The following is a 17524-nucleotide window of genomic DNA, read 5'->3' as shown; positions in this document are numbered from 1 at the left end:
GGACACAACCGCGTTATCCCCCGCCCGACGCTGCACGCGCAGATTGCACGGGCGGATCCGCGGCCTAAGCTCTGGGGCGCGGCGAAAACGCCGCACCATGGCAACAGGGAGCCAACGATGATCAGAACCGCAGCCACGCTGGCCGCTTTCGGCCTGCTCGCCACGCCTGCCCTCGCGCAGGATTTCGAGGCCCCGCTGAAGGCGCGGCAGGGGATGTTCAACATCCTCTCCATCAATCTCGGGATCATCGGCGATATGGCCAAGGGCGAGACGGATTATGACGCGGACGCCGCGCAGGCCGCGGCCGACAGCATCGTCGGCGTGTCGATGGTGAACCCCGCCCCGCTCTTCCCCGAGGGGTCGGACAATGCCGCGATCGAGGGCACCCGCGCCCTGCCCGCGATCTGGGAGGATCTCGACGACGTGGTGTCGAAGTGGAACGCGCTCGGCGACGCGGCAACGAACCTGCAGGAGGTCGCGGCGACCGGCCAGGAAGCGCTCGGCCCCGCGCTCGGACAGGTGGGCAACGCCTGCAAGGCCTGCCACGACGAGTACCGCGCCTCGGACAACTGACCGGGCCGAGCGATGCGCAGGCCCCTTCTCGCCCTCGCGAGCCTTGCCCTCGCCGCCATCGCGGCGGGGCTCTGGCTGACGCGCGCGGCCCCCGTCGCCGCAGACCGCTTCGCGGCGCTCGATGGCGATGCCGAGGCCGGCGAAGCCGTGTTCGTCGCGGCGGGCTGCGCCTCGTGTCACCACGCGCCCGAGGCCGAGGGCGAGGCCAAGCGCGTCCTTGCCGGCGGACAGCGCTTTCCCTCCGAGTTCGGCACCTTCGTTGCGCCCAACATCTCGCCCGATCCCGACGCGGGCATCGGCGACTGGACGCTCGCCGAGTTCGCCTCTGCGGTGACGGGCGGGGTTTCGCCGGACGGCGCGCATTACTACCCGGCCTTTCCCTACGCCGCCTACGCGCGCATGGCGGATGCGGATGTCACGGATCTCTGGGCGTACCTCCAGACGCTGCCGGCCGACGCGACGCCAAGCGCGCCGCACGAGGTGGGCTTTCCCTTCAACATCCGCCGGGGGATCGGAGCGTGGAAGGCGCTCTACCTGACCGACGCATGGGTGATGACGGACGTGCCGGACGCGACGCTCGAACGCGGGCGCTACCTCGTCGAGGCGCTCGCCCATTGCGGCGAATGCCACACGCCGCGGAACGCGCTCGGGGCGCTCGACCGGTCGGACTGGCTCGGCGGTGCGCCGAACCCCGCGGGCGAGGGCCGCATCCCGTCGCTGCAGCCCGCCGACCTGGACTGGAGCGCCACGGACATCGCCTATTACCTCGAGACGGGCTTCACCCCCGATTACGACAGCGCCGGCGGCCACATGGTCGCGGTCATCGAGAACTTCGCGCAGCTGCCGGCCGCCGACCGCGAGGCCGTCGCGGCCTATCTCGAGGCGCTGCCGGGCGGGTCCTGACGCGAGGCCCGTATCGCCGCCCCCGCGCGTGCGCTATGACCGGGCAAGCTCACGGGGCATGCCATGGACGGACCGGAACGACAGGACCACGACGCGCTGCCGGCGGACCTTTCCGCCCTGGGCATCGCGTCCGCCTGGCTGCCGCTCGACGGCAGCGCGCAGGACAGGCTGGGCGTCGCGCTGCCGCCTGCCCTCGCGCGCGCCGTGCCGAAGCGGCAGGGCGAGTTCCGCGCGGGCCGGGCTGCCGCGTCCCGCGCGCTGGCGGCGCTCGGACTGAGCGCCGGGCAGGACATGGCCGATCCGTGGCCCCGTTTCGGCGCCGATCGCCGTCCGGTCTGGCCGGAGGGCTGCCTGGGCAGCCTGTCCCACACCGACTCGCGGGTGATCTGCGCGGCCGGCCGCGCCGCCGCGTTCTCGGCCATCGGCATCGACATCGAACGCCCGGTGGCCGCGGACGAGGCCGCCCCGCTCGTCGCGCAGGTGATGGACGCGGGCGAGCATGCCCGCGCGGCAGAGGTCCTGGGCGAGGCGGCCTTCACCGCGGTCTTCTCGGCGAAGGAGGCGCTCTACAAGGCGCTCCACCCGCGGCTCGGCCGGTTCGTGGGCTTCGACGAGGTGCGCGCGACGCCCTGTGACGCCGAGCGGCTCCGCCTCGACCTCGGCCCCCGCCTCGCCCGCGACAGCGGGCGGGCGGCGATCCACGCGCGGCTCTGGCACTGGCAGGGCCACGTGGCGACGGCGTGCATCCTGCGCGCCGACGGCCGCGACGCGCTCGCCCCCTAGTCCGCGCCGTAGCCGCCGGCGGTCGGCGTGACCACCACGACCGCGTCCCCGGCCCCGAGCTCGGCACGGTCGGCGGCGCGCAGCACGTCGGTCGCGCCGTTCGCGCGCACGATCTCTGTCCGGCCGACGCGGCCGGCCGCCCCGCCGTCGAGCCCCTGCGGCGCGCGATCGCGGTGCGAGGACAGGATCGCCATCTCCATGTCCTCGAGGAACCGGATGCGCCGCGTGGTGCCGTCGCCCGCCCTGAAGCGCCCGGCCCCGCCCGAGCCCGCATCGACGCGGAACTCCTCGAGCAGGACCGGATAGCGCAGCTCCAGCACCTCGGGATCGGTCAGCCGCGAGTTGGTCATGTGGACGTGCACCGCGTCGGTTCCGGCAAAGCCGGTCCCGTCGTTTCGCCGCCCCGCCGGGCTACCGGAACAGAGCGTCTCGTAGTACTGGTGGCGCGCGTTGCCGAAGGTCAGGTTGTTCATGGTGCCCTGGCTGTTCGCCATGGCCCCGAGCGCGCCGAAGAGCGCGTTCGTGACGTGCTGGCTCGTCTCGACATTGCCCGCGACCACCGCCGCCGGGTAGCGCGGCGACAGCATCGACCCCTCGGGGATGATGATCGTGACGGGCCTGAGGCAGCCCGCATTCATGGGGATCGGCGCCTCGACCATCACCCGGAAGACATAGAGCACGGCGGCACGTGTCACCGGTTCGGGCGCGTTGAAATTGTTGGCCTGCGCCTCGGACGTGCCGGTGAAGTCCACGACGGCCCTGCCCGCCTCGCGATCGACTGTCACCTTGACCCGGATCACCTGCCCGGTATCGGTCGGGTAGGCATAGTCCCCGTCCTTGAGTCGCCCGATGACGCGCGCCACCTCGGCCGCGGCGTTGTCCTGCACATGGCCCATGTAGGCCTGCACCACGTCGAGTCCGAACTGGTCGATCATGGCGCGCAGCTCGGCCGCACCGCGGGCGTTCGCGGCGACCTGTGCCTTGAGATCGGCGATGTTCTGGGCGGGATTGCGCGCGGGATAGGCGTGGTCCGTCAGCACCGCGTGGATCTCGGCCTCGCGGAAACGGCCGCCCTCGACGAGCCGGAAGTTGTCGATCAGCACGCCCTCCTCGTCGACATTCGTGGCGAGCGGCGTCATCGACCCCGGCGCGACGCCGCCCACATCGGCATGGTGCCCGCGCGAGGCCACCCAGAACAGGATGTGCGCGCCGTCCGCGTCGAAGACCGGCGTCACGACCGTGATGTCCGGCAGGTGCGTGCCGCCGTTGTAGGGCGCGTTCAGCGCGAAGACGTCGCCCGGGCGCACCTCGCCCTCGTTCAGGCGGATCACCGTCTCGACCGAGCGGTCCATGGAGCCGAGATGCACCGGCATGTGCGGCGCGTTCGCGACGAGCGCGCCGTCGGCATCGAAGACCGCGCACGAGAAATCGAGCCGTTCCTTAATGTTGACCGAGCGTGAGGTCTTCTGCAGCGCGACGCCCATCTGTTCGGCGATGTTCATGAAGAGGTTGTTGAACACCTCGAGCAGGATCGGGTCGGCCTCGGTGCCCATGGCGAGCTCGCGCTCGGCCGCGGCGCGCCGGGTCATCAGCACGTGGTCGTGGCGCGTCACCTCCGCCCGCCAGCCGGGTTCGACCACGATGGTCTGGTTTGGCTCGATCACGAGGGCCGGCCCGTCGACGTGACGTCCGGGCGTCAGCGCCTCGCGGCGCACGACGCGCGCCTCGTGCGTGCGCCCGCCGGAAAAGACCGGCACCGTCGCCTCGGCCTCGGCCGCGCCCTCGCTCAGCGCCTCGCGCGGCTCGGGATCGGCGGCGGGCTCCGCCGCCTGCCCCTCGATCTCGGCCGCCTCGATGACCAGCGTCGCCGAGGGATCGGTAAAGCCGAACTCGGCCTCGTGCGCGGTCTCGAACGCCGCGCGGGCCGCCTTGATGTCGCCGTCCCACGCCACAGGGATCGCGGTGTCGGTGCCGGCGTAGCGCAGGTGCAGGAGCGGCGTGAGCGTCGTGCCCGCGTCGGGTACGCCCTGCGCCGCGAGCTCGGCGCGGACCTCCCGCGCCAGCGCGTCAAGCGCGGACTGTGCCGCCGCCGCGCCGGCATCGTCGAGATCGGCCTCGATCGCGCGCTGGCGCGCCTCGGTCACCCGGGCGAGCCCGATGCCGTAGGCCGACAACAGCCCCGAGAGAGGGTGCACCAGCACCTTTGTCATCCCGAGCGAATCGGCCACCAGGCAGGCATGCTGTCCGCCCGCGCCGCCGAAGGCGTTGAGCAGGTAGCGCGTCACGTCGTATCCGCGCTGGACCGAGATTTTCTTGATCGCGTTCGCCATGTTCTCGACCGCGATGCGCAGGAACCCCTCGGCCACCTCCTCGGGCGCCTTGCCGTCGGTGGCGATCTCGGCAAAGCGCGCGGCGACGGTGTCGCGGTCGAGCTTCTCGTCCTGGCCGGGACCGAAGATCGCCGGGAAGTAGTCGGGATTGAGCTTGCCCAGCATGACGTTCGCATCCGTCACGGTGAGCGGCCCGCCCCGGCGGTAGCAGGCCGGGCCGGGATCGGCGCCGGCGCTGTCGGGCCCGACGCGGAATCGGCCGGGATCGGCGTGCAGGATCGACCCGCCGCCGGCCGCCACGGTGTGCACGCGCAGCATCGGCGCGCGCATCCGCACGCCCGCGACCTGGGTCTCGAAGGCGCGCTCGAAGCTGCCGTCGAAATGCGCGACATCCGTGGACGTGCCGCCCATGTCGAAGCCGATCACGCGATCCTCGCCGGCGATCTGGCCGGTGCGCGCCATGCCGACGACGCCGCCCGCCGGCCCCGACAGGATCGCGTCGCGCCCCTTGAAGCGGTCGGCCGCGGTGAGCCCGCCCGAGGACATCATGAACTGGAGGCTCGGCCCCTCCTCGTCGGGCGGCGTCGCCCCCAGAGCGTCGGCCACCTTGCGCACGTAGCGCGACAGGATCGGCGTGAGGTAGGCGTCGACCACGGTGGTGTCGCCGCGGCCCACGAGCTTGATGAGCGGCGACACTTCGTGGCTGACCGAGACCTGCCCGAAGCCCGCGGCACGCGCCGCCTCGGCCAGCTGCCGCTCGTGATCGGGCGCGGTCCAGGCGTGCATGAGGACGATGGCGACCGCGTCGATGCCGTCGGCCCTGGCCGCCGCGAGCGCGTCGGCGACGCTGTCGGGCTCGAGCGCACGCTCGACCGTGCCGTCCGCCCGCACCCGTTCGTCGACCTCGACCACCCGGTCATACAGCATCTCCGGCAGCACGATCTCCTTCGCGAAGATGTCGGGCCGGTCCTGGTAGCCGATGCGCAGAGCGTCGCGGAACCCCCTGGTGATCAGCAGGAGCGTGCGGTCTCCCTTGCGTTCGAGCAACGCGTTCGTGGCCACGGTCGTGCCCATCCGCACGGTGCCGACGCGCTCGGGCGGGATGGCGCCCGGCGCCACGTCGAGGAAGCGGCGGATGCCCTCGATCGCGGCATCGTCGTAGGCGCCCGGATTCTCGGACAGGAGCTTCATCGCCGAGAGCGTGCCGCCGGGCGACCGGCCGATCACGTCGGTGAAGGTGCCGCCGCGGTCGATCCAGAAATCCCACCGGCCGCGATCCGTCGTCGTGCCCCCGTTTTCGGCCATGCCGCGTCCCTCGCTGATCATTCGATGACAAAACGTTGACAAATTGTCGACGTCTGGTCAAGCTTCCGTCATCGGACCCCGAAACGGGCTTCGGGTCCGGACGCGCCGAACGGCGCAGAGAACCGCCCGAAACCGACAGGACAACAGGGATGACCGCGATGACCATCAACCTCCACCGCCTGCTTGCCGGAACGGCCCTTGCCGCGCTCGCCGCCCTGCCGGCCGCCGCGGCCGAATGGGACATGCCCACGCCCTACGGCGACAGCGTCTTCCACACCCAGAACATCATGCAGTTCGCCGAGGACGTGTCGGCGGCCACCGAGGGCGACATCGAGATCACGGTGCATTCCGCAGGCTCGCTCTTTGCACACCCCGAGATCAAGGATTCCGTGCGCCGCGGCCTCGCGCCCATCGGCGAGACCCTGATGTCGCGGCTCGCCAACGAGGACCCGATCTTCGCCATCGATTCGATCCCCTTCCTCGCGTCGAGCTACGAGGAGGCCCGCGGCCTCTGGGACGCCTCGCGCCCGATCGTCGAGGAGAAGCTCGCGGCGCAGGGCCTGACGCTGCTCTTCGCGGTGCCCTGGCCGGGCCAGAGCCTCTACACCCAGGAGCCGGTGGAAAGCAGCGCCGACCTCGAGGGCGCGTCGTTCCGCGCCTACAACGCCGCGACCGAGCGGCTGGCGCAGCTGATGGGCGCGGTGCCCACGCAGATCGAGACCGGCGACATCCCCACGGCCTTCGCCACCGGCCGCGTCGACGCGATGATCACCTCGCCCTCGACCGGCGTGTCGAGCCAGGCCTGGGACTTCACCTCGTACTACACCGACACCCAGGCCTGGCTGCCCAAGAACATGGTGATCGTGAACACCGGCATGTTCGACGCGCTGCCCGAGGACCAGCGCACCGCGCTGCTCGAGGCGGCCGAAGCCGCCGAGACCCGCGGCTGGGAGATGTCCGAGGCCGAGACCGAGAGCCAGATCGCCACGCTCGAGGAAAACGGCATGACCGTCGCGCAGCCCTCCGAGACGCTGTCGCAGGAGATGTCCGAGATCGGCGAGACCATGACGCAGGAATGGCTCGAGGAGGCCGGCGATGCGGGACAGGGCGTGATCGACGCCTACCGCTCCGCCGAGTGACCGCCCGCGGGCGGGGCCGGCCGCGGTCCCGCCCGACGCCCATTTTCCGTCGCGGAGGATACGGATGCGCCGGTTTCTCGACCGAACCTACGACGCGGCCCTGTGGCTGGCCGCGCTCACCCTCGCGCTGATCGCGGTGCTGGTGCTCGTGCAGATCCTCGGCCGGCTGGCCGACCGGGCGGCGCGCGCGCTGGCCCTGCCGCCCCCCGGCGTGACGGTGCCCTCGCTGGCCGAGTTCGGCGCCTTCCTCTTTGCGGGCGCGGTGTTCCTCGGCCTTGCGGGCACGCTGCAGGCGGGCGGGCATGTCCGGGTCAAGCTCCTGACAGGCGCCCTGCCCGAGACGCCGGCGCGCTGGCTTGCCGCGCTGGTCTGCCTCGGCGGCGCGGCGCTCGGCGCCTTCGCCACCTGGTCGAGCGCCCTGCAGGCGCTCGACAGCCTGCGGTTCGGGTCGGTGAGTTACGGCACCATCCCCATCCCCCTCGTCATCCCGCAGGCGGTGATGACGCTCGGCCTCGCGCTTCTCTGCGTGGCGCTCCTCGACGCGATGGCGACGCTTCTGCGCGGCGGGCGCCCGGCCTATGCCACCTCCGAGATCGAGACCGGCGGGGAGCGCGAGTGATGGAGATCGCGACGCTCGCGCCCCTTCTCGTCTTCGTGCTCTTCGGCGCGCTGGCGCTCGGCCTCTGGGTCGGCTTCGCCCTGATCGCGGTCGGGCTCGTCGCCATGCTGGCCGCGGCCCCCGCCCCGCCCGAGCTTGTCTTCGCCACCAAGGTCTGGGGCGGGCTCACCGTCTGGGACCTGACGGCGCTGCCCATGTTCATCTGGATGGGCGAGATCCTCGTGCGCTCGCGCCTGTCCTCGGACATGTTCTCGGGCCTCGCGCCGTTCACCGCGCGGCTGCCCGGGCGGCTCCTGCACGTGAACGTGCTGGGCTGCGCGCTCTTCGCAGCGGTGTCGGGATCCTCGGCCGCCACCACCGCCACGATCGGGCGGATGTCGCTGCCGGAACTCAAGGCACGCGGCTACGACGACCGCATGGCCATCGGCACGCTGGCGGGGTCCGGCACCTTCGGCTTCCTCATCCCGCCCTCGATCATCCTGATCGTCTACGGCGCGGCCACCGAGCAGTCGATCGCGCGGCTCTTCCTCGCGGGGGTCGTGCCTGGGATCATGCTCGCGGCGCTCTTCGGCGGCTACATCATGCTCTGGTCGCTGATGAACCGCGACCGGATGCCCGCCGCCGAGCCGCCCGTCGACCGGCGCGAGACCATGGCCGCCGCGGCGCGGCTCCTGCCGGTGATCGGGCTCATCGTGGCGGTGATCGGGTCGATCTATCTCGGCATCGCGAGCCCGACAGAAGCCGCCGTGATCGGCGTCGCGGGGGCGCTCGTCCTCGCGGCCGCGACCGGCGCGCTGTCCCTCCCGGGCTTCTTCGAGGCGCTGCGCTCGGCCACGATCACCACCTGCATGATCGCCTTCATCCTCGCCGGCGCGTCGTTCCTGACCGTCGCCATGGGCTATACCGGCATCCCGCGCGACCTCGCCCGGCTGATCGGCGAGATGGGGCTCTCGCCCTACGCGCTGCTCGCCATGCTGACGGTGTTCTTCATCGTCATGGGCATGTTCCTCGACGGGATCTCGATCGTGGTGCTGACCGTGTCGATCATCCTGCCGATGGTGACGGCCGCGGGCATCGACCCGATCTGGTTCGGCATCTTCCTCGTGCTGGTGGTCGAGATGAGCCAGATCACGCCGCCCGTGGGCTTCAACCTCTTCGTGATCCAGACCATCACCGGGCGCGACATCTTCGCGGTGGCCCGCTACGCGCTGCCCTTCTTCCTGCTGCTGGTGCTCGCCGTGGCGATCCTGTCGGTCTTTCCGCAGATCGCGCTCTGGCTGCCGGGCACGATGCTGTCGCGATGACCTCCGACGAGCGCAGACCATCGGCCATCGGGCCCGTCGTCAGCTCGGCCCACCTCGCCGCCTCGGGCCTGCCCGAGCTGTCCGAGGTCGAATACGCGCTGACCATGGCGAACCACGCCTTCCAGCGCTGGATCGTGCGCTGCATGGATGCCGCCGGCGCCCCGGGCATGGCACCGCTCGAGGTGCTGATCCTGCACCTCGTGAACCACCGAGACCGGGCCAAGACGCTGGGCGACATCCGGCTCGTCCTGCACGTGGAGGACGCGCATCTCGTCAGCTACGCGGTCCGCAAGCTCGACGAGCGCGGGCTCGTGGCGACCGCCCGCAAGGGCAAGGAGAAGTCGGTCGAGATCACCGCCGCGGGCGCAGCCCTCTGCACCCGCTACGCCGAGGTGCGTGCGGGCCTGCTGGTGGAACTCGCCCGCGAGAGCGGCTTCGCGCCGGAGGAGATGTCGCGCCTCGCCGCGCTCCTGCGGGCGATCTCGGGCAGCTACGACCATGCCGCGCGTGCGGCGACAACGCTGTGAGGCTCCTCGCCGCCTGCGCGCGCCACGGGCGGTGGCTGCTGATCGGCGGGCTCGTGACGGGGGTGGCGCTCCCGGACCTCGCCGCGTGGCTCGCGCCCGCCCTCGTGCCGACGCTTGCCGCCATGCTCTGCGTCGCGGCACTGCGCGAGGGACCGCGGGCGGCGCTGCCCCGGCGCGGCGCGTTCGGGCCCGCGCTTGCCGCGACGCTCGTCCTGCAGCTTGCGCTGCCGCTCGCGGCGGGGGCCGCGTTCTGGACCGCGGGCGTGCTGGGCCAGCCGGTGGTGACGGGCATGCTGCTGGCCCTTGCCGCCGCCCCCATCACCGGGGCGCCGGGGCTCGCGGTGATGACCGGCGCGGATGCAGGCGCGACGCTGCGCCACCTGACCCTCGGCACGGCACTCCTGCCGTTCACCGCGGCGCCGGTCTTCGCGCTGCTGCCGGTCTTTCCCGATCCCTTCGCGGTGCTCGCGGGCGCGCTGCGGCTCCTCCTGCTCGTGGGGCTCGCGGCGCTCGTGGCCGCGGGCCTGCGCGCGGCGGTCCCGGCGGTGACGCGGCCTGCCGCACGGCCCGCGCTTGACGGGCTGATGGCGATCGGCATGGCGCTCGTGGTCGTTGGCCTCATGTCGGCGGTGGCGCCCGCGGCGGCGGGCACCCCGCTCGTTCTGGCCGTGACGCTGGCGCTCGCCTTCGCTCTGCACCTCGCGCAGACGCTCGGCGGCTGGCACGCCGCCCGCCGGACCCTGCCGAGACCCGAGGCGCAGGCCGTGGCCATCGTCGCCGCGAACCGCAACCTCGCCCTGTTCCTCGCCGCGGTGCCGTCCGAGGTCGCGGCGCCGCTCATGGTCTTCGTCGGCTGCTACCAGATCCCCATGTACCTGACGCCCCTGATGCTGCCGCGGCTCACGACGGCGCGCGCCGCCTGAGCCTCAGCCGCGCGCGGCGAGGGCGTCGGTCAGGAGCGCATGCACGGTCGGGCCGGGCACGTCCGGGGTCACGAAGGCCGCGCCGATCCCGCGCGCGAGGACAAAGCGCAGCGTGCCGTCCACCACCTTCTTGTCCTGCGCCATGAGCGCAAGCAGCGCGTCGGCGTCGGGCAGGTCGCCGGGAATGTCCGCGAGATCGGTCTTCATGCCCATGGCGCGCAGGTGCGCGCGCACGCGGCCCGGCTCCTCCTGGGCGCAGAGGCCGAGCCGCGCGGACAGCTCGAACGCCAGCGCGCAGCCGACCGCGACGCCCTCGCCGTGCAGGAGACGGTCGGAATAGCCGGTCGCCGCCTCGAGCGCGTGGCAGAACGTGTGCCCGAGGTTCAGGAGCGCGCGGTCCCCCTGCTCGGTTTCGTCACGCACGACGATCTCCGCCTTCATCTCGACCGAGCGGCGCACCGCGCGGGCACGGGCCGCGGCATCGCCGCGTGCCAGCGCCGGGCCGTTCGCCTCGAGCCAGGCGAAGAAGTCGGCGTCGCCGAGCAGCCCGTACTTCACCACCTCGCCGTAGCCCGCCAGGAGGTCGCGCCCGGGCAGGGTGTCGAGCGCCGCGGTATCGGCCAGCACCAGCGACGGCTGGTGGAATGCGCCGACGAGGTTCTTGCCCTGCGGCGCGTTGATGCCGGTCTTGCCGCCCACCGAGCTGTCCACCTGCGCGAGGAGCGAGGTCGGTACCTGCACGAAGCGCACGCCACGCCGGAGGATCGCCGCGGCGAAGCCCACGAGGTCGCCGATGACGCCCCCGCCGAGGGCCACCACCACGTCGCGGCGTTCGACCTGCCGCTCGAGCAGCCATTCGACGGTCCGCGACAGCTCTGCCCAGCACTTCGTCGCCTCGCCCGGCGGCAGGATCAGCGCCTCGCAGGCGATGCCTTCTGCAGCGAGCGCCGCGCGGAAGGCCGGCAGGTGCGCCTCGGCCACGTGGGTGTCGCTCACCACCGCCACACGGGGGCGCGCGAGCAGCGGCGCGATCTCGGCGCCCGCCCGCGCGATCAGTCCGCGCCCGATGCGCACATCGTAGGCGCGCCCCCCGAGCGGCACGTGCACCACCTCGGCCGTGTCGGCGGCTGCAGCTGCGTCCATGTTCAGGCTCCTTCTTCCGGCGTGACGACGCCCCGGTCGCGCAGCGCCTCGATCACCTTGCCCGCGGTCTGCTCGATCGTCATGCGCGGCAGGGTCCGCACCTCGATGTCGGCCAGCGCGTAGACGGGCACCCGCGCCTCGTAGAGCGCCGCGAGGGTGCCGTAGGGGTCGGGCGTGCGCAGGAGCGGCCGCGTGTCCTTGTGGCGCACCCGCGCCCAGAGGAGCGACAGGTCCGCGTTCAGCCAGACCGATACCCCGGTCCCCGAGATCGCGCGGCGGTTCTCTTCCTGCAGGAAGGCGCCGCCGCCCGTCGACAGGATCGCCGGCGTGTCCGCGAGCAGCCGCGCGATCACCTGCGCCTCCTTGCGGCGGAAGAACGGCTCGCCGTCACGGGCGAAGATCTCTGCGATCGACATGTTCGCGGCGTTCTCGATCTCGGCATCCGAATCCCGGAACGGCACCGACAGCGCGGTTGCCACCGCGCGTCCCACGGCGGTCTTTCCCGCGCCCATCATGCCCACGAGCACGACGGTCCTGCGCAACCGCAGATCGCTGACTGCCAGTCTTTCGGCCATCCCGCGCCCAATCCGAAAATAATCGCGTCAATGACGTGAACTCGCATGAAAGGCCAGTTATAAGTGGAAAAAAATTCGGGGCGAGAGCATGGGCCGCATCCTCAAATGGCTGTTCTATCTGGCGGTACTGGGGGCGATCCTCCTGGTGGGCTACGCCTATGTCGGGCCATATTTCGGCGCCGACTTCTCGCCTCCGCAGACAGAGGTGCGCCAGCCGGTCGACCTGAATGTGGAGTAGGGCCGCAGCGGCCTGCTTGATCGTGCTCGCGACCGGTGCGGGTGCGCAGGCGCCGCTGTCCGCCATCGACTGGCTCGGCCGCGAGGGCGCGCAGCCCTCGATTGCACCGCGAGCGGCGCCGCCCCCCTCGGACCCGCGTTCCACCCAGCCTTTCCGTCCCGACGAGCCGCCCGTGGCCGACCGCGTGGTGGTTCCCGAGATCGAGGTGCGCCCGCTCGGCGCGCCGGACGTCTCGGCCGTGGGGCTGTTGCCGACGCGGGTGACCGGGCTGCCGGTGTCGCTCTGGCAGGGCAGCACGCCGGACCGGCTCTCCGCGCTGATCGCCGAGGCCGAACCGGCGGTGCCCGCGCTCGCCGCGCTCATGAACACGCTGATGCTGGCCGAGGCCGATCCTCCCGATGCCGCGGGCGGCAGCGACGCGGGCTTTCTGGCCGTGCGGGTCATGCGGCTGATCGAGGACGGCGCGCTCGACGCCGCGGCGGCGCTTCTCGACCGGGCGGGTCCGGACCGGCGCGCGCTCTTCGGGCTCTGGTTCGACGTGGCGCTCCTGACCGGGCGCGAGGCCGAACCCTGCGCCGCGCTCGAGGCCAATCCGCGCCTGACCGAGGCCGTGGCCCCGCGCGTCTTCTGCGCCGCGCGCTCCAGCGACTGGCCGCGGGCGCAGCTCGCGTTCGAAACCGGGCGCGCCCTGGGCGAGCTGCGCGGCCGGGACGCCGACCTCCTGGAGCGGTTCCTGTCGCCCGAGATGGCGGAGGAGCTGCCGGCGCTGCCGCCGCCGCGCGACCCCTCGCCCCTGCAGTTCCGCCTGCACGAGGCGGTGGGAGAACCGCTGCCCGCGCGCAGCCTCAAGCGCCGTTTCGCCGTCGCGGAACTGTCGGGCGATCACGGCTGGAAGGCGCAGATCGAGGCCGCCGAGCGGCTCGCGCGCACCGGGGCGCTGGCCGAGAACCGGCTCCTCGGCATCTACACCGAACGCAGCCCCGCCGCGTCGGGCGGCGTCTGGGAACGCGTCGAGGCTGTGCAGGACCTCGAAGCGGCGCTGCAATCTGGCGATGCCGACCGGATCGGCGGGACGCTGACGCGGGCCTGGGCGCGCATGCGCGAGGCGCGCCTGCTCGTGCCCTTCGCGCGGCTCTTCGGCGGGCAGCTCGCGGGCCTGCGGCTCGACGGTCCGGCCGCGGACCTCGCGCTGCGCACGCGGTTCCTGTCGGAGGACTACGAGGAGGCGGCGGACAGCGCCGTTCGGACGGGCGGTGCCGAGGCGCGGTTCCTCGCCGCGCTCGCGCGCGGCCGCGCCCCTGTGACCGATGCCGACCTGCCGCAGGCCGACGCGCTTGCCGCGGCGTTCGCCGATCCGCGCCCGGCGACCCCGCTCACGGTGCTGGCCGGCGAGGCGCGGCTCGGCGAGGCGATCCTCGAGACGATGGCGCTGTTCCGCAGCGGCGCCGCGGGCAATGGCGGCGCGCTGACCGAGGCGATCGCGACCCTGCGCGCGCTCGGGCTCGAGGACACCGCCCGCCGCGCGGCCTTGCAGCTCGCCATCCTCGGGTCGGAGGACGCGCGTCCATGAGCGGTGCCGCCGACGACATGCGCTGGATCTCGGCCTTCCTCGAGGCGCAGGCCGCCGAACGGGGTGCGGCCGAGAACACGCAGCTGGCCTATGCGAGGGATCTCAAAGACTTCTCGTCCTTTCTTCAGGCACGACACGAAGATTTCGCGACGGCCTCTGCGGCCGGGATCGAGGCCTACCTCGTGCATTGCGACGCACAGGGCTTTGCGCGTGCCACCCGTGCCCGGCGACTGTCGTCGATCAAGCAGCTCTACCGGTTCGCCTTCGAGGAGGGGTTCCGCGCGGACAATCCCGCGATCCGCATCGCCGGGCCCGGGCGCGACAAGCGCCTGCCGAAGACCCTCAGCACCGCCGAGGTCGACCGCCTGCTCGAGGCCGCGGCGGTGTACGGGCGCAGCACCGCCGACAGGCTCCGCAATGCCTGCCTGCTGCAGCTCCTCTACGCCACCGGCATGCGGGTGTCGGAACTCGTGACCCTGCCGCTGTCGGCCGCACGGGGCGATCCGCGGATGCTGCTGATCCGCGGCAAGGGCGGCAAGGAACGCATGGTGCCGCTCAGTCCGCCTGCCCGCGCGGCGCTGGCCGATTGGCTGGCCGAACGCGAGGCGCAGGAAGAGGTCTCGCGCCGCGAGGGCCGCCCGGCACGGCCGCACCTCTTCGCCTCGCGCGGACGGGCGGGCCACCTCACGCGCCACGGGTTCTACGCGCTGATCAAGGACATCGCGGTCGCTGCCGGCGTCTCGCCCGCCAAGGTCACGCCCCACACGCTGCGCCACGCCTTCGCCACGCATCTGCTGGAAAACGGTGCCGATCTGCGCGCCATCCAGTCCTTTCTCGGTCATGCCGACGTGGCCACGACCGAGATCTACACCCACGTGCTCGAGGAACGCCTGCGCGAACTCGTGCTCGAACACCATCCCCTGGCCCGCGACGGCGGCACTTGAAGCGCGCGGCGTAGGGCCACATAACCGTCTGGCCTGTCCCCAACACAACGGACCCATGGAAACCGCACCTGCCTTCGACGCCGCGTTCTGGATCACGTCCGGCGCCATCCTTCTCCTCCTCGTGCTGTCGGGGTTCTTCTCGGGCTCCGAAACCGCGCTGACCGCGGCCTCCCGAGGCAAGCTCCGCGCGGCGATGGACAAGGGATCGAAAGGAGCGGAACGCGCGCTGAAGATCACCGAGGACAACGAGAGCCTGATCGGCTCGGTCCTGCTGGGCAACAACCTCGTCAACATCCTCGCGACCTCGCTCGCGACCGCGCTCTTCACGCGGCTCCTGGGCGAATCCGGCGTGGCCTTCGCGACGCTCATCATGACGCTTCTCGTCCTGATCTTTGCCGAGGTGCTGCCCAAGACCTACGCCATCACCAATCCCGAGAGCGCCGCGACGCGCGTGGCGCCGATCATCCAGCTCGTGATCCTCGTGTTCTCGCCGGTGGTCATGGCGGTGCGGGCCTTCGTGCGGCAGGTGCTGCGGCTCTTCGGCGTGCAGACCGACCCCGACAGCCGCATCCTCGCCGTGCGCGAGGAGATCGCGGGCGCGCTGAACCTCGGCCATTCCGAGGGTGTGGTCGAGAAGGAGGACCGCGACCGCATCCTCGGCGCGCTGGACCTCGGCGAGCGCACGGTCGAGGAGATCATGCTGCACCGCTCGGGGATCGAGATGATCAACGCCGACACCGAGCCGGCCGAGATCCTGCAGCAATGCCTCGAGAGCAGCCACACCCGGCTGCCGGTCTTCAAGGACGACCCCGAGAACATCGTCGGCGTGATCCACGCCAAGGACCTGCTGCGCGCCATGTACAAGCTGATGGAGGGCTCCGAGGCGTCGCTCGAGGCGCTCAAGAGCTTCAAGATCGCGGACGTGGCGATGCCGCCCTACTTCGTGCCGGACACCACGTCGCTCGACGACCAGATGCGGCAGTTCCTGCGCCGGCGGACGCACTTCGCGCTGGTGGTGGACGAATACGGCGCCCTGCAGGGCCTCATCACGCTCGAGGACATCCTCGAGGAGATCGTGGGCGAGATCACGGACGAATTCGACCCGGACGCCGACCACACGATCTCGGTACACGACGACGGCTATTACTGGATCGACGGGCAGATGACGATCCGCGACTTCAACCGCGCGACGGATTACAGCCTGCCCGATGACGAGGCCAATACCGTGGCGGGCCTGGTGATCCACGAAGCGCAGATGATCCCCACCGTCGGCCAGGCGTTCACGTTCCACGGCTTCCGCTTCGAGGTCGTGGCCCGCGAGAACAACCGCCTCACTCGGCTGAAAATACGACCGCTCGAGGCCCAGGCTCGGCAATCCCAGGATCAGTGACGAGCCGCAGGCAGTAGCCTTCGGCCGTCGCCTCCACGCTCATCTGGCCGCCGATCTGCTCGGCCGCGCTTTCCATGAGCCGCATCCCGATCGACGAGATCTCCGTCTCGGGGCGCGGCAGGCGCGTCGCGCGGTTCCCGATCCCGTTGTCGCGGCATTCGAGCCGGATGGCGTTGTCCGCATCGCGGGTCAGGCTGATCGTCACGACGCCGTCGCGGTTGTCGGGAAAGGCGTGCTTGATGGCGTTCGCCGTGAACTCGCTGACGATCATGGCGAGCGTCGCCGCCTTGCGCGAATCCACCCGTGCCGGCGCCAGCCGCGTCTCGAGCCGCACATTGCCCTCGAACGAGCCCCTCAGGAGATCCGTCACCCGGTCGAGATAGGTATCGAGCCGGATCATGTCGAATTCCGAGGTGCGGTACAGCTCGCTGTGGAGCTGCGTGATCGCGGTGACGCGCCGCTGGATCGCCGCCAGCGCATCGCGCGTCTCGTCCTGCCGGGCCCGCACGGAATGCAGCCGGATGAAGGACGACACCGTCTGCAGCGAGTTCTTGACCCGGTGGTCGATCTCGCTGCGCAACACCTCCTCGTTGCGGAGCGCGCGGGCGAGCTCGAGCTGCCGCATCACCTGCCGCGCCAGCGTGCCGAGCGCGTCGCGCTGTGTTTTCGACAGCGTGCGCGGCTGGGTGTCGAGCACGCAGAGCGAGCCGAGCGCGTAGCCCGCCCGGGACACGAGCGGCGCGCCGGCATAGAACCGGATCGGCTTTTCCTGACGCGTGCAGAGCGGGTTCTCGCAGGTGCGGACGTCGTTCAGCGTGTCCGGGATCTCGAGGATGTCGTCGCCGAGGATCGTGTACGAGCAGATCGACTGGTCGAGCGGCGTCTCGGGCAGGTCGAAGCCGTCCCGCGCCTTGAACCATTGCCGGTCCCGGTCCACGAGGCTGACCAGCGCGATCGGCACGTCGCACAGCGTCTTGACCAGGGCCGCCACCTCGTCGAAGCTCGCCTCGGCCGCCGTATCGAGGATACCGTAGCTCGCAAGCTCCTCGAGCCGTTCGGCCTGATTTTCGGGAGTCGGTGCGCGCATGGTCTCGTGTTTCGAACTCGCGTTAAGGGTGCACCGGAACCTTGCGGTTCGCGGCGTGGGTGTAGATCCCGAGGATGTGGACGGAATGCAATCTGGCGCTGCTTCACATTCCAATTTCGCAGGTTGAGCAACGCCATGTCAACACGCTCGGACAAAAATGGATGTCATTTG

Annotated in this window: 16 protein-coding genes; 12 read left to right on the top strand and 4 right to left on the bottom strand. The window is 71.4% G+C overall.

The annotated features are described in order from the left end of the window. Positions 1 to 117 precede the first annotated feature (117 nt). The 3 genes from RISW2_RS01355 to RISW2_RS01345 all read left to right on the top strand — a co-directional run bounded on the left by RISW2_RS01355 (position 118) and on the right by RISW2_RS01345 (position 2259). The gene (locus RISW2_RS01355; RefSeq protein ID WP_043765596.1) at positions 118 to 573 is read left to right on the top strand and encodes a c-type cytochrome; all 456 of its coding nucleotides are present in this window, start codon (positions 118 to 120) and stop codon (positions 571 to 573) included. 12 nt (positions 574 to 585) lie between these two features. Continuing rightward, the gene (locus RISW2_RS01350; RefSeq protein WP_043765594.1) at positions 586 to 1476 is read left to right on the top strand and encodes a cytochrome c; all 891 of its coding nucleotides are present in this window, start codon (positions 586 to 588) and stop codon (positions 1474 to 1476) included. 63 nt (positions 1477 to 1539) lie between these two features. Next, complete coding sequence (locus RISW2_RS01345) at positions 1540 to 2259, top strand: 4'-phosphopantetheinyl transferase family protein (protein ID WP_051491732.1); 720 nt, start codon at positions 1540 to 1542, stop codon at positions 2257 to 2259. Here RISW2_RS01345 and RISW2_RS01340 read toward each other — a convergent pair. Then, positions 2256 to 5894: a hydantoinase B/oxoprolinase family protein gene (locus RISW2_RS01340; RefSeq protein ID WP_051491748.1), complete on the bottom strand. Its 3639-nt coding sequence runs from the start codon at positions 5892 to 5894 to the stop codon at positions 2256 to 2258. The genes RISW2_RS01345 and RISW2_RS01340 overlap by 4 nt on opposite strands. Before the next feature lie 149 nt (positions 5895 to 6043). Between RISW2_RS01340 and RISW2_RS01335 the strand changes: the two genes are divergently transcribed. From RISW2_RS01335 to RISW2_RS01315, 5 genes are all read left to right on the top strand, one after another. Beyond that, positions 6044 to 7033: a TRAP transporter substrate-binding protein gene (locus tag RISW2_RS01335; protein ID WP_341871998.1), complete on the top strand. Its 990-nt coding sequence runs from the start codon at positions 6044 to 6046 to the stop codon at positions 7031 to 7033. A gap of 64 nt (positions 7034 to 7097) precedes the next feature. After that, complete coding sequence (locus tag RISW2_RS01330) at positions 7098 to 7652, top strand: TRAP transporter small permease (RefSeq protein WP_043765592.1); 555 nt, start codon at positions 7098 to 7100, stop codon at positions 7650 to 7652. Then, the gene (locus RISW2_RS01325; RefSeq protein WP_043765590.1) at positions 7652 to 8956 is read left to right on the top strand and encodes a TRAP transporter large permease; all 1305 of its coding nucleotides are present in this window, start codon (positions 7652 to 7654) and stop codon (positions 8954 to 8956) included. Before RISW2_RS01330 ends, RISW2_RS01325 begins: the two co-directional genes overlap by 1 nt. Then, complete coding sequence (locus RISW2_RS01320) at positions 8953 to 9483, top strand: winged helix DNA-binding protein (RefSeq protein ID WP_043765588.1); 531 nt, start codon at positions 8953 to 8955, stop codon at positions 9481 to 9483. The genes RISW2_RS01325 and RISW2_RS01320 overlap by 4 nt, the downstream gene beginning before the upstream one ends. Then, positions 9480 to 10406, top strand: a complete 927-nt coding sequence (locus RISW2_RS01315) for a hypothetical protein (protein ID WP_043765585.1) — start codon at positions 9480 to 9482, stop codon at positions 10404 to 10406. The genes RISW2_RS01320 and RISW2_RS01315 overlap by 4 nt, the downstream gene beginning before the upstream one ends. A 3-nt stretch (positions 10407 to 10409) precedes the next feature. Here the strand turns inward: RISW2_RS01315 and aroB are convergent, their stop codons facing one another. Then, the gene (gene aroB, locus RISW2_RS01310; RefSeq protein ID WP_043765582.1) at positions 10410 to 11549 is read right to left on the bottom strand and encodes a 3-dehydroquinate synthase; all 1140 of its coding nucleotides are present in this window, start codon (positions 11547 to 11549) and stop codon (positions 10410 to 10412) included. A gap of 2 nt (positions 11550 to 11551) precedes the next feature. Further along, positions 11552 to 12124 (bottom strand): shikimate kinase, encoded by a 573-nt coding sequence (locus RISW2_RS01305; RefSeq protein WP_043765580.1) that lies wholly within the window; start codon positions 12122 to 12124, stop codon positions 11552 to 11554. 88 nt (positions 12125 to 12212) lie between these two features. Between RISW2_RS01305 and RISW2_RS25365 the strand changes: the two genes are divergently transcribed. The 4 genes from RISW2_RS25365 to RISW2_RS01290 are packed head-to-tail and all read left to right on the top strand — an operon-like array spanning position 12213 to position 16266. Then, entirely contained in the window at positions 12213 to 12362 is a 150-nt protein-coding gene (locus RISW2_RS25365; protein ID WP_164490718.1) for a hypothetical protein, read from the top strand. A 22-nt stretch (positions 12363 to 12384) separates the two neighbouring features. After that, positions 12385 to 13932: a hypothetical protein gene (locus tag RISW2_RS01300; RefSeq protein WP_244437489.1), complete on the top strand. Its 1548-nt coding sequence runs from the start codon at positions 12385 to 12387 to the stop codon at positions 13930 to 13932. Next, positions 13929 to 14876 carry a site-specific tyrosine recombinase XerD gene (locus RISW2_RS01295; RefSeq protein ID WP_043765578.1) on the top strand — a complete coding sequence of 316 codons (948 nt, stop codon included), beginning with the start codon at positions 13929 to 13931 and terminating at the stop codon, positions 14874 to 14876. Before RISW2_RS01300 ends, RISW2_RS01295 begins: the two co-directional genes overlap by 4 nt. Positions 14877 to 14931: 55 nt before the next feature. Then, positions 14932 to 16266 carry an HlyC/CorC family transporter gene (locus RISW2_RS01290; protein WP_043765576.1) on the top strand — a complete coding sequence of 445 codons (1335 nt, stop codon included), beginning with the start codon at positions 14932 to 14934 and terminating at the stop codon, positions 16264 to 16266. Here the strand turns inward: RISW2_RS01290 and RISW2_RS01285 are convergent. Further along, a complete protein-coding gene (locus RISW2_RS01285) occupies positions 16208 to 17353 on the bottom strand; it encodes a histidine kinase dimerization/phosphoacceptor domain -containing protein (RefSeq protein ID WP_051491731.1) in 1146 nt (381 codons plus the stop codon). The two genes, RISW2_RS01290 and RISW2_RS01285, sit on opposite strands and share 59 nt — an antisense overlap. Positions 17354 to 17524: the final 171 nt, after the last annotated feature.

The organism is Roseivivax isoporae LMG 25204 (assembly GCF_000521865.1).
Classification (GTDB): domain Bacteria; phylum Pseudomonadota; class Alphaproteobacteria; order Rhodobacterales; family Rhodobacteraceae; genus Roseivivax; species Roseivivax isoporae.
Note: the sequence above shows the minus strand (reverse complement) of the source record. Positions and strands in the feature narration are given on the sequence as shown.

Bases quoted from the DNA above. Each gene is read 5' to 3' on its own strand.
- RISW2_RS01305 (WP_043765580.1), bottom strand. From the start codon at position 12,124: ATGGCCGAAAGACTGGCAGTCAGCGATCTGCGGTTGCGCAGGACCGTC.
- RISW2_RS01285 (WP_051491731.1), bottom strand. From the start codon at position 17,353: ATGCGCGCACCGACTCCCGAAAATCAGGCCGAACGGCTCGAGGAGCTT.
- RISW2_RS01320 (WP_043765588.1), top strand. From the start codon at position 8,953: ATGACCTCCGACGAGCGCAGACCATCGGCCATCGGGCCCGTCGTCAGC.
- RISW2_RS01355 (WP_043765596.1), top strand. From the start codon at position 118: ATGATCAGAACCGCAGCCACGCTGGCCGCTTTCGGCCTGCTCGCCACG.
- aroB (WP_043765582.1), bottom strand. From the start codon at position 11,549: ATGGACGCAGCTGCAGCCGCCGACACGGCCGAGGTGGTGCACGTGCCG.
- RISW2_RS25365 (WP_164490718.1), top strand. From the start codon at position 12,213: ATGGGCCGCATCCTCAAATGGCTGTTCTATCTGGCGGTACTGGGGGCG.
- RISW2_RS01340 (WP_051491748.1), bottom strand. From the start codon at position 5,894: ATGGCCGAAAACGGGGGCACGACGACGGATCGCGGCCGGTGGGATTTC.
- RISW2_RS01290 (WP_043765576.1), top strand. From the start codon at position 14,932: ATGGAAACCGCACCTGCCTTCGACGCCGCGTTCTGGATCACGTCCGGC.
- RISW2_RS01335 (WP_341871998.1), top strand. From the start codon at position 6,044: ATGACCGCGATGACCATCAACCTCCACCGCCTGCTTGCCGGAACGGCC.
- RISW2_RS01345 (WP_051491732.1), top strand. From the start codon at position 1,540: ATGGACGGACCGGAACGACAGGACCACGACGCGCTGCCGGCGGACCTT.
- RISW2_RS01350 (WP_043765594.1), top strand. From the start codon at position 586: ATGCGCAGGCCCCTTCTCGCCCTCGCGAGCCTTGCCCTCGCCGCCATC.
- RISW2_RS01295 (WP_043765578.1), top strand. From the start codon at position 13,929: ATGAGCGGTGCCGCCGACGACATGCGCTGGATCTCGGCCTTCCTCGAG.
- RISW2_RS01330 (WP_043765592.1), top strand. From the start codon at position 7,098: ATGCGCCGGTTTCTCGACCGAACCTACGACGCGGCCCTGTGGCTGGCC.
- RISW2_RS01325 (WP_043765590.1), top strand. From the start codon at position 7,652: ATGGAGATCGCGACGCTCGCGCCCCTTCTCGTCTTCGTGCTCTTCGGC.